Below are 10,129 nucleotides of genomic sequence, written 5' to 3'. Positions count from 1 at the left end.
AGGTGGCGGGCCGCTTCGCTGTCACTCGGAGGCCGTGGCGGGATTCGAACCCACGTAACTCGCTTTGCAGGCGAGCCCCTGAACCACTCGGGCACACGGCCGGGTTGCGGTGTGCTCCCGACTCTAGGCCGCGGGGCGGGGGGCCCGGCAAGGGTGCGGGGCGGGCTGCCACGAGGCTGCAACACGGCGCAACACGGGGCAACACGGGGCGACAGACGGGGCGACAGACGGGGTGCGGTCAGGTGGGCGGGGCGGTGTCCCGTACGGCCACCAGGCCGTTGAAGACGCCGACGTAGGCGGTGCCGTCCGGGCCGAGGGTGATCGGGGCCCAGTTGTTGTCGTACAGCGGGCCGGTGCCGGTCAGGCGCTTCCAGCGGGTGGTGCCGGTGCGGAAGTCGATCGCGGTCAGGTACCAGGCGTCGATGCCCAGCCGGTTGGGGTCCTTGGTGTAGTGGTACAGCAGCCCGTTGGCGGTGGACAGCTTGGCCACGGTGGACGGCGAGCGTTCCGCGCTCTCCCAGACGGTGTCGCAGCCGCTGCCGTCCGGCCGGATGTCGACCCGGGTGATGCCCCCGACCACCGACCTGCCCAGGACCAGCGAGGTGACGTTCTCGTAGCCGTAGTTGTTCTCGACGACCAGGCTGTTGCCGTAGCCGATGAGGGAGTTGTCCGTGGTGGAGGCGCCGGCGGCGAACACCGGGACCTTGCAGACCAGGCGGCCGGCGTCCGGGCCGGTGCGCCGGTAGACCAGCACGTTCATCCGGTCGTCGGCGTTGTCGGTGATCGCCACGTACGGGTGGGCGGCGTCGCCGAGGAGGGTCGGGGTGGTACCGGAGCCCTGGTTCACGGACCCGGGCTTGCCGCCCGTACCGCGGTCGTAGGTGCGCCGCCACTGGACCCGCGGGGTGCCGCCGGCGTCCGCGCGCAGGCTGTAGAGCGCGTGGTCGGAGACGACGGAGACGCCGTCCTCGGCCGCCGAGAAGCTGTTCTGGATCTCCTCGCCCGCCAGTTGGACGGCCCGTACGGTGCCGTTCCCCGGGGCGATGGTGCCGATCCGCCCCTTACGGGTCACCCACCAGATCCGGCCGTCCCAGTCGGGCTGCACGGACGTCACCGGGTCGCAGTCGCCGCGCGGGAAGAGGTTGGTCCAGCCGACGCAGTCGTGCGGCACGTACGGGGTGAGGTCCCAGTCGTCGTCCAGGGCGAAGCGCCAGCTGCCGTCGGCGGCCCGGGCGTGGGACAGCCGCAGCACGTGCTGCCGGGAGTCGGCCAGCACGACCCGGTCCTCGTTGTCGAGGTAGAAGTAGGCGCCGCCCGAGGTGTCCTTGAAGATCTTCGAGAAGTCGAGCCGGGTGATCGCCTCGACGGTGGACGGACGCTGCGGCAGCGCGTACTCGGCGAGCGTCTCCAGGGACGTGGGGTCCAGCAGCTTGAGCCGGAACCCCTGGAAGGTGCCGCACACCGTCAGGATCCGGCCACCCGAGTCGAACGTCACCGTCGCGCACTCACCGCCGAGCGCGGCCATCTTCTCGCTGCGCACGGCGGGCCGGGCGCCGAGCGGACCGGGGAACGGATGGGTGTCACTGCTGGCCCCGTCCCCGTGCATACCGGCCCGCCCGTTGGGTGCCAGAAACGGATGCTGCGGCGGCGCCTGCCCCGCGGGCAACGGCTCGGCGACGGCCGGCGCCCCTTCGTACTCCGGCACCAGCCGGTGACCGGGAGCGGGCGGTATCGGAGCGGCGGAGGCCGATCCCACCGAGGGCGGAAGCGCGAGTAACAGGGCCGCGAGCACGGCCGCCGTACGCACCGCGCGAGCCCCAACAAGCCGATGTCGCATAGGAGTTCCTTCTCCGTCCTTGGGCAACGGCGGCCGAGGCTAAAGGGGGTCGCCGGAGGAGTCCATGGCTGCCGGCCCCCCGCCACGCACTGTTCACACCCCACGTACGCGGCCGCGGCGCGGCCCGTGAGGGCGCACGCGGCCAGGTGACTGCGTGTGGAAAAGGTCACAGTCACCGGAGGGGGCCCCGGGCCCGCCCCCACGAAAACCTCCCACCCGCGGGAGGGGCCGGACCGGAGGACGAAGTCCGGAGGGGCGGCACCGCACCTGGAAACACCACGCCCGCCGCCAGGCGTAACGGCGACCAGGCCCCGCGGCGGGACGGCCGACAACGTACGCGGCGCCGACAAGCGCACAACGACGAGCACCCCCACGGCGGGACGGCCGACAACGTGGGAGCACCCCCCGGTACGCTGGCGCGGTTGCCGAGAGCCGAGTTCAGCCGACGGAGACCGTGACTACCACCACCAGCGCCACCAACAACCATCACCTGTCCCCGGCCTTCCCGGGGCGGGCCCCCTGGGGTACCGCGAACAAGCTGCGTGCCTGGCAGCAGGCGGCCATGGACCGGTACATCCAGGCGCAGCCGAGGGACTTCCTCGCCGTCGCGACGCCGGGGGCCGGTAAGACGACCTTCGCGCTCACCCTCGCGTCGTGGCTGCTGCACCACCACGTCGTGCAGCAGGTGACCGTCGTCGCGCCGACCGAGCACCTGAAGAAGCAGTGGGCGGAGGCGGCGGCCCGGATAGGGATCAAGCTCGACCCGGAGTACAGCGCGGGCCCGCTGGGCCGCGAGTACCACGGCGTCGCGCTGACCTACGCGGGCGTCGGCGTCCGCCCCATGCTGCACCGCAACCGGATCGAGCAGCGCAAGACCCTGGTGATCCTCGACGAGATCCACCACGCCGGCGACTCGAAGTCGTGGGGCGAGGCCTGCCTGGAGGCGTTCGAGCCGGCCACCCGGCGGCTCGCGCTGACCGGTACGCCGTTCCGGTCCGACACCAACCCGATCCCGTTCGTGACGTACGAGGAGGGGAACGACGGCATCCGGCGGTCGTCCGCGGACTACACCTACGGATACGGCAACGCGCTCGCCGACGGCGTCGTGCGGCCGGTCATCTTCCTCTCCTACAGCGGCAACATGCGCTGGCGCACCAAAGCGGGCGACGAGATCGCGGCCCGGCTCGGGGAGCCGATGACCAAGGACGCGGTCTCGCAGGCCTGGCGGACCGCGCTGGACCCGCGCGGCGACTGGATGCCGAACGTGCTGCGCGCCGCCGACCAGCGGCTGACCGAGGTCCGGAAGTCCATCCCGGACGCCGGCGCGCTGGTGATCGCCTCGGACCAGGAGCAGGCCCGGGCGTACGCCAAGCTGATCCGGGAGATCACCGGAAGCGGCGCCACCCTGGTGCTGTCCGACGACTCCGGCGCCTCGCAGCGCATCGACGACTTCTCGCAGTCGCAGGACCGCTGGATGGTGGCGGTGCGGATGGTGTCGGAGGGCGTCGACGTGCCGCGGCTGGCGGTGGGCGTGTACGCCACGACGATCTCCACGCCGCTGTTCTTCGCGCAGGCCGTGGGCCGCTTCGTACGGTCCCGCAAGCGCGGCGAGACCGCCTCGGTGTTCCTGCCGACCGTCCCGATGCTGCTCGGCTTCGCCAACGAGATGGAGGTCGAGCGCGACCACGTGCTCGACAAGCCGAAGAAGGACGGCGAGGAGGACCCGTACGCCGAATCCGAGAAGGAGATGGAGGAGGCGAACAAGGAGCAGGACGAGGACACCGGGGAGCAGGAGCAGTTCTCGTTCGAGGCGCTGGAGTCGGAGGCGGTCTTCGACCGGGTGCTCTACGACGGCGCCGAGTTCGGCATGCAGGCGCACGCCGGCAGCGAGGAGGAGCAGGACTACCTCGGCATCCCCGGGCTGCTGGAGCCCGACCAGGTGCAGCTGCTGCTGCAGAAGCGGCAGGCCCGGCAGATCGCGCACAGCCGCAAGAAGCCGGACGCGGAGGCCGACCTGCTGGAGATCCCGGCCGAGCGGCGGCCGGTGGTCACGCACAAGGAGCTGCTGGAGCTGCGCAAGCAGCTGAACACGCTGGTCGGGGCGTACGTCCACCAGAGCGGCAAACCGCACGGGGTGATCCACACCGAGCTGCGCCGGGTGTGCGGCGGCCCGCCGAGCGCGGAGGCCACCGCCGGGCAGCTGAACGAGCGGATCAAGAAGGTACGGGAGTGGGCCACGCGGATGCGCTGAGCCCTCGGGCCGGGGCGCGGTGAGACCCGCCGGTCCGGGCCCGGTGCGGCCGTCCGCCGTACCGGGAACCGGGCCGACGGCGCGTCGTCCCCGGCCGTGCGGCACGGACGCGTCAGGTCGTAGCCCTCGCTGAAACACGGCATGCCCCGCGGAAGCCCTGCTGAGGCCGTTCTGGGCGGACCAAACGGGATATTGCGGGCGCGGAAGCCCGGATTCTGGACGGACTCTTCCGCTGACCGGACTGGCTCGCTACTGTCCCGGTCACGCACACGCCCCGTGGCAGCGCCGCCGCGGAGCGCAGCCGGTGCCATGCGGCCGGCGGCCTCTTGCGCGCGCTGCTCCGGGACTCGCAGCGTGCCGTGCCGAGCGCCGCCACTCACACCAGGAGGGCGTCGTGACCGCAGAGACCTCCCAGACGCTCGACCGAGGGCTGCGCGTCCTCAAACTCCTCGCCGACACCGACCACGGGCTGACCGTCACCGAGCTGTCCAACAAGCTCGGCGTCAACCGCACCGTCGTCTACCGACTGCTGGCCACCCTGGAACAGCACGCCCTGGTGCGCCGCGACATCGGCGGCCGGGCCCGCGTCGGCCTGGGCGTCCTGCGCCTGGGCCGGCAGGTCCATCCGCTGGTCAGAGAGGCCGCGCTGCCCGCGCTCAGGTCACTGGCCGAGGACGTGGGCGCCACCGCGCACCTCACCCTCGTCGACGGCACCGAAGCGCTGGCCGTCGCCGTGGTGGAGCCGACCTGGACCGACTACCACGTGGCCTACCGGGCCGGTTTCCGGCATCCGCTGGACCGCGGGGCCGCCGGGCGGGCGATCCTCAAGGCCCGCCAGGGGCGCCTCCAGGACGCCGGACTCGCCCTGACACACGGGGAGTTGGAGGCCGGCGCCAGCGGTGCGGCGGCGCCGCTGCTCGGGGTGAGCGGCATCGAGGGCAGCGTGGGCGTGGTGATGCTCTCCGACACCGTCTCCGAACGGGTCGGGCCGCGGGTGATCGACGCCGCCCGCGAGGTGTCCGAGGCGCTGCGCTGAGCCGTACCGCCCTTATCGCCCCGGTGCCCGGGCCGCCTGCCCCCGGAGTGTGAAGGGCCGGTGGCCGTGTGGTGAGCCCGCAGCGGCTTACGGGCCTGGTGGGGCGGGGGTCAATTAGGGTGGCGGGGTGTCTTCCCGCGCCCGCGCCCTGGCGGTCTGCACCGCCCTCGTCCTGGCCCTCCTCGTCACCGCGGCCCTCGCCCCGCTGCCGTTCTCGGTGGCGTACCCGGGCATGACGGCGAACGTCCTCGGTGACGACAAGGGCAAACCGGTGATCACGATCAGCGGGGCGGGGACCCGGAAGACCAGCGGGCAGCTGCGGATGACCTCGATCGTCGCCACCGGCCCGGACGCCTCCGTCCATCTGGCGGACATCCTCAAGGGCTGGTTCCGCTCCGACGAGGCCGTGATGCCCAAGGAGGCGGTCTACCCGGTGGGCAACAACACCGAGGAGATCGCCGAGCACAACGCCCGGCAGATGAAGGAGTCGCAGGACAGCGCCACCGAGGCGGCGCTCGGGCAGCTCCGCAGGTCCCCCAAGGACGTCAAGGTCAAGCTGAGCCTCGCGGACGTCGGCGGGCCCAGCGCCGGGCTGATGTTCGCGCTCGGCATCGTCGACAAGCTGGCCGGCGACGGCGCGGGCCATGACCTGACCGGCGGCCGGACCATCGCCGGTACCGGCACGATCAGCGCGGACGGCGAGGTCGGGGCGGTCGGCGGGGTGGCACTGAAGACCCAGGCCGCGGGCCGCGACGGGGCGACGGTCTTCCTGGTGCCTCGCAAGGAGTGCGCGGACGCCCGCGCGGAGCTGCCCCGCGGCATGCGGCTGGTCTCCGTCACCACCCTCGACGACGCGGTCAAGGCCCTCAAGGCCCTCCGGAACGGCGGCCGGGTTCCCAGCTGCTGAGCACCTAAACTAAGGGGCAGCCGAACACTTCCCGTAGGGGACCGGAGCGCCCCCTCGGGGCCGACAACGGGAGGGCGGGGAGGGGTATTCCCGGCCGGGAGGGGCGGGGAGGGGTATTCCCGGACGGTGGTGGGGGAGGGGTATTCCCGGCCTTACGGCCGGGGCACGGCTCACCCACTGCCGGGGCACGGCCCACCCCACGGCGGCGCGGCCCACCCACGGCCGGGGCGCGGCCCACCCCACCGCCGGGCGCGGTCTACCCCTCCCTGATGAATCCCTCCCTCAGCAGCCAGTCCTTCGCCACCTGGTGGGGGTCCTCGCCGTCGACGTCCACCTTGCGGTTCAGTTCCTGGGCGACGGTGTTGTTCAGCGCGCGGGTGACCGGGGCGAGGACCTGGGCCATCGCCGGGTACTTCTTCAGGGAGGCCGCGTTGATCTCCGGCGCGACGTTGTAGTTCGGGAAGAAGTGCTTGTCGTCGGCGAGGACCTGCAGGTTCATCGCCTTGATCCGGCCGTCGGTGGTGAAGACCTCGCCCAGCGCGCAGGTGCCCTTCTTCGTCTCGGTGTAGACGACGCCGCCGGTCATCTTGCGGACGTTGCCGGACGGCACCTGCATGCCGTACGCGCGGGCCATGCCCGGCAGGCCGTCGTTGCGGGTGGCGAACTCGTTCTCCACGCACAGGGTCACCGCGCCCGGGTTCTTGTGGGACAGCGCGGCGACGTCCGAGAGGGTGTGGACGCCCAGCTTCTTCTGGTTGGCGGGGTTCAGCGCCAGCGCGTACGTGTTGTTCAGCGTCGACGGCGGCAGCCAGACCAGGCCGTTCTTCCGGTCCTCGTCGCGGACCACCCGCCACTGCTCCTGCGGGTCGACGACCGGTTTGGTGTGGCCGAGGTAGGTGATCCAGCCGGTGCCGGTGTACTCGTACGCGGCGTCCGCGGTGCCGGACTTCACGGCCTCCCGGGCGCCGATGGACCCCTGGATGCTGGTCTTGTCGATGACCGTGGCGCCGGCCGCCTCGAAGACCAGGCCCATCATCTGGCCGAGCACGATCTGCTCGGTGAACTCCTTCGACGTCACCGTCAGCTGCGCCCCGGTCAGCGGGCGGCCCGGATAGCCGGCGTTCGGGCCCGGCCGGACGTTGTCGGTCATCGCGCTGCCGCTGACCAGGCCGCAGCCGGCGGCGAGCAGCCCGGCCAGCAGCGCGGCGGCCACGGCCCGGCACGGTCCCGGGCGGCGGAAGCGGGGCGTACGTCTCATGTGGCCACCTCCAGTCCGCGCGGCCGCAGCAGCAGCTCGGCGAGCGACGCCAGCCATTCGACGAGCAGCGCCAGCGCCACCGTCAGCACCGAGCCGAGCACCAGCACCGGCATCCGCTGGGTGACGATGCCCGCCGAGATCAGATCGCCCAGGCCGCCGCCCCCGCCGAACGTGGCCAGCGTCGCGGTGCCCACGTTCAGCACCAGCGCGGTCCGCACCCCGGCCAGGATCAGCGGCACGGCCAGCGGCAGCTCCACCTTCGTCAGCACGCCGGTGGGGGACATGCCGATCCCGCGGGCCGCCTCGGTCAGCGTCGGCTCGATGCCGCGCAGCCCGGCGATGGTGTTGGCCAGCACCGGCAGCACGGCGTAGATCACCATGCCGACGATCGCCGAACGGGCGCCGATGCCCAGCCAGATGACCAGCAGGATCAGCAGACCCAGCGCCGGGACGGCCTGCCCGAGGTTGGCGACCGCCATCGCGAACGGGGTGGCCCGGCGCAGCCGCGACCGGGTCAGCGCGATGCCCAGCGGGATCGCGATGATCAGCACGAAGAACGTGGACACGGCGGTGAGCACGATGTGCTGGCGCAGCGCCAGCCACACCTTGCCGTCGTCCACCGCCTGATGGGCGATCGAGTCCAGCTGCGCGCCGCGGAACCACAGCCAGGTGGCGAGCAGCGCGAAGAACAGGAACGCCGGCATGAACGTCCACTTCTGCCAGCTGATCCGCCGCCCGCCGCGGGCCGCGGACGGGGTGGGCGCCTCACCGGCGGCCAGCTCCCGCTGCTCCATCTCGACGTTGTCGCGGAGCGCGAACGCCTCGTGGTCGCTCGCCCCGCGTCCGCCGGGTCCCGGGCCGCTGCCCGCGGGCCGCGGCCGGCTGTCGTCCCGGGCTCCGCCGGGGCCGTCGGGGGTGCTCATGCCCTGCTCCCCCCGCCCTCGTCCAGGCCCTCCTGCTCCCGCTGGGTGAGGTGGGCGCGCTGCTCCTGGAGCTCGTGCTGGTGCTCGACGGCCTCCAGGCGGTCGGCCTCCAGCAGTTCGTGGACGTTGTTCATCAGCGTCTCCATGTCGACCACGCCGATGTACTCGCCGCGCCGCCCGGTGACCGCGACCCGGCCCGCGTTGTCGGTGAGCACCGCCTCCAGGGCGTCCCGCAGCGTCGCGTCCCGGGTGACGGTGTCGGTGACCAGGGTGCCGGCCCGCGCCAGGGTCTCCTTGGCGCGGGCGAGGTCGCTGCGGCGCAGCCATTTGTACGGGCGGCGGTTGCGGTCCAGCAGCAGCAGTTCGTTCTGCGCGCCGGCCCGCAGCCGGTCGAAGATCGACTCCAGGGGGTCGTCGATCCCGGCGGTGGGGAAGTCCACCACGCCCACGTCCCGTACCCGGGTGAGGTTGAGGCGTTTCAGGGCGGCCCCGGCGCCGACGAACCCGGACACGAAGTCGTCCGCCGGGTTGGTGAGGATCGCCTCCGGGGTGTCGAACTGCGCGATGTGCGAGCGCTCCCGGAGCACCGCGATGCGGTCGCCGAGCTTGATGGCCTCGTCGAAGTCGTGGGTGACGAAGCAGATGGTCTTGTGCAGTTCGTGCTGGAGCCGGATCAGCTCGTCCTGGAGGTGGTCGCGGGTGATCGGGTCGACCGCGCCGAACGGCTCGTCCATCAGCAGCACGGGCGGGTCGGCGGCGAGCGCCCGGGCCACCCCGACGCGCTGCTGCTGGCCGCCGGAGAGCTGGCGCGGATAGCGGTCGTGGAATTCGCCGGGGTCCAGCCCGACCAGGTCGAGCATCTCCTCGACCCGGCTCCTGGTCCGGCTCTTCGGCCAGCCGATCATCTTCGGGACCAGGGCGATGTTCTGGGCGACGGTCATGTGCGGGAACAGGCCGGACGCCTGGATGGCGTAGCCGACCTTGCGGCGCAGTTTGACCGGGTCGATGTCGGTGACGTCCTCGTCGCCGATCCGGATCCGGCCCGAGGTCGGCTCGATCAGCCGGTTGATCATCTTCAGGGTGGTGGACTTGCCGCAGCCGGACGGCCCCACGAAGATCACCGTCTCGCCGGCCTTGATCTCCATGGAGACGTCCTCCACCGCCGGGGCGGGGCTGCCCGGGTAGGTCTTGGTGAGGTTCTCCAGCCGGATGTTCGCGCCGGAGGCGGGCGCCGCCGGCTGGTCGGTCGTCTCAGGCACGGATCCCCCTGGAGATGGTCAGGCGTCCGATCAGGACGTACGCGGCGTCGAAGAGGAGCGCGAGCACGGCGATGCCGACCGTGCCGGCCAGTACCTGGTTGAGCGAGTTGGCGCTGCCCAGTGACGCGATCCCGCGGAAGATCTCGTTGCCCAGGCCCGGGCCGGAGGCGAACGCGGCGATCGCGGCGATGCCCATCAGCATCTGGGTGGCGACCCGGATGCCGGTGAGGATCGGCGGCCAGGCCAGCGGAAGTTCGACCCGGAACAGCCGGGCCGCCCGCGACATCCCGATGCCCTTGGCCGCGTCCACCAGCGCCGGGTCCACCCCGCGCAGCCCCACGATGGCGTTGCGGACCACCGGCAGCAGCCCGTACAGGGTCAGCGCGATCACCGTCGGGGCGACGCCCAGGCCGACGATCGGGATCAGCAGACCGATCAGGGCCAGCGAGGGGATGGTCAGGACGGTGGCGGTGGTGGTCGTGGCGAGCGACCCCGCCCATTCGCTGCGGTAGGTCACCACGCCGAGGAACACGCCCAGCAGGGTGGCGATCACCATGCACTGGAACACCGCGCTGGCGTGCTGATACGTATCCGTCAGCAGCTGGGCGTGCCGGGTGCTGACGTACTCCCAGAAGCTCACCGTCGCTCTCCTCGCTCG

8 protein-coding genes and 1 tRNA gene are annotated in these 10,129 nt (G+C 72.1%); 3 read left to right on the top strand and 6 right to left on the bottom strand.

The features are described 5' to 3' along the window. Positions 1 to 29 precede the first annotated feature (29 nt). Both V2J85_RS28575 and V2J85_RS28570 read right to left on the bottom strand, forming a co-directional pair. Positions 30 to 101 (bottom strand) — tRNA-Cys (locus V2J85_RS28575). A 137-nt stretch (positions 102 to 238) separates the two neighbouring features. Beyond that, complete coding sequence (locus V2J85_RS28570) at positions 239 to 1,837, bottom strand: hypothetical protein (protein WP_330823137.1); 1,599 nt, start codon at positions 1,835 to 1,837, stop codon at positions 239 to 241. Positions 1,838 to 2,291: 454 nt separating this feature from the next. On the opposite strand from V2J85_RS28570, the gene V2J85_RS28565 reads away from it, so the two are divergent. The 3 genes from V2J85_RS28565 (at position 2,292) to V2J85_RS28555 (ending at position 6,031) form a co-directional block, all read left to right on the top strand. Continuing rightward, positions 2,292 to 4,088, top strand: a complete 1,797-nt coding sequence (locus V2J85_RS28565) for a DEAD/DEAH box helicase (protein WP_330823136.1) — start codon at positions 2,292 to 2,294, stop codon at positions 4,086 to 4,088. A gap of 394 nt (positions 4,089 to 4,482) precedes the next feature. Continuing rightward, complete coding sequence (locus V2J85_RS28560; RefSeq protein ID WP_261951189.1) at positions 4,483 to 5,124, top strand: IclR family transcriptional regulator; 642 nt, start codon at positions 4,483 to 4,485, stop codon at positions 5,122 to 5,124. A gap of 127 nt (positions 5,125 to 5,251) precedes the next feature. Continuing rightward, complete coding sequence (locus tag V2J85_RS28555; protein WP_261951190.1) at positions 5,252 to 6,031, top strand: S16 family serine protease; 780 nt, start codon at positions 5,252 to 5,254, stop codon at positions 6,029 to 6,031. A gap of 256 nt (positions 6,032 to 6,287) precedes the next feature. Here the strand turns inward: V2J85_RS28555 and V2J85_RS28550 are convergent, their stop codons facing one another. The 4 genes from V2J85_RS28550 to V2J85_RS28535 form a co-directional block, all read right to left on the bottom strand. Then, positions 6,288 to 7,289, bottom strand: coding sequence for a glycine betaine ABC transporter substrate-binding protein (locus V2J85_RS28550; protein ID WP_261951191.1), 1,002 nt, complete (start codon positions 7,287 to 7,289; stop codon positions 6,288 to 6,290). Next, positions 7,286 to 8,083 carry an ABC transporter permease gene (locus V2J85_RS28545; protein ID WP_261957108.1) on the bottom strand — a complete coding sequence of 266 codons (798 nt, stop codon included), beginning with the start codon at positions 8,081 to 8,083 and terminating at the stop codon, positions 7,286 to 7,288. The genes V2J85_RS28550 and V2J85_RS28545 overlap by 4 nt, the downstream gene beginning before the upstream one ends. Positions 8,084 to 8,208: 125 nt before the next feature. Continuing rightward, a complete protein-coding gene (locus V2J85_RS28540) occupies positions 8,209 to 9,471 on the bottom strand; it encodes a betaine/proline/choline family ABC transporter ATP-binding protein (protein WP_261951192.1) in 1,263 nt (420 codons plus the stop codon). After that, positions 9,464 to 10,111 (bottom strand): ABC transporter permease, encoded by a 648-nt coding sequence (locus V2J85_RS28535; protein WP_261951193.1) that lies wholly within the window; start codon positions 10,109 to 10,111, stop codon positions 9,464 to 9,466. The genes V2J85_RS28540 and V2J85_RS28535 overlap by 8 nt, the downstream gene beginning before the upstream one ends. Between the last annotated feature and the right edge of the window lie 18 nt (positions 10,112 to 10,129).

The sequence above is a fragment of the Streptomyces bugieae genome, from assembly GCF_036352915.1.
Classification (GTDB): domain Bacteria; phylum Actinomycetota; class Actinomycetes; order Streptomycetales; family Streptomycetaceae; genus Streptomyces; species Streptomyces endophytica.
This window is presented reverse-complemented; position numbering and strand designations above follow the sequence as displayed.

What these genes read in the sequence shown, in the direction of transcription:
- V2J85_RS28570 (WP_330823137.1), bottom strand. Translation starts at nt 1,837, where the DNA reads ATGCGACATCGGCTTGTTGGGGCTCGCGCGGTGCGTACGGCGGCCGTG.
- V2J85_RS28550 (WP_261951191.1), bottom strand. Translation starts at nt 7,289, where the DNA reads ATGAGACGTACGCCCCGCTTCCGCCGCCCGGGACCGTGCCGGGCCGTG.
- V2J85_RS28545 (WP_261957108.1), bottom strand. Translation starts at nt 8,083, where the DNA reads ATGGAGCAGCGGGAGCTGGCCGCCGGTGAGGCGCCCACCCCGTCCGCG.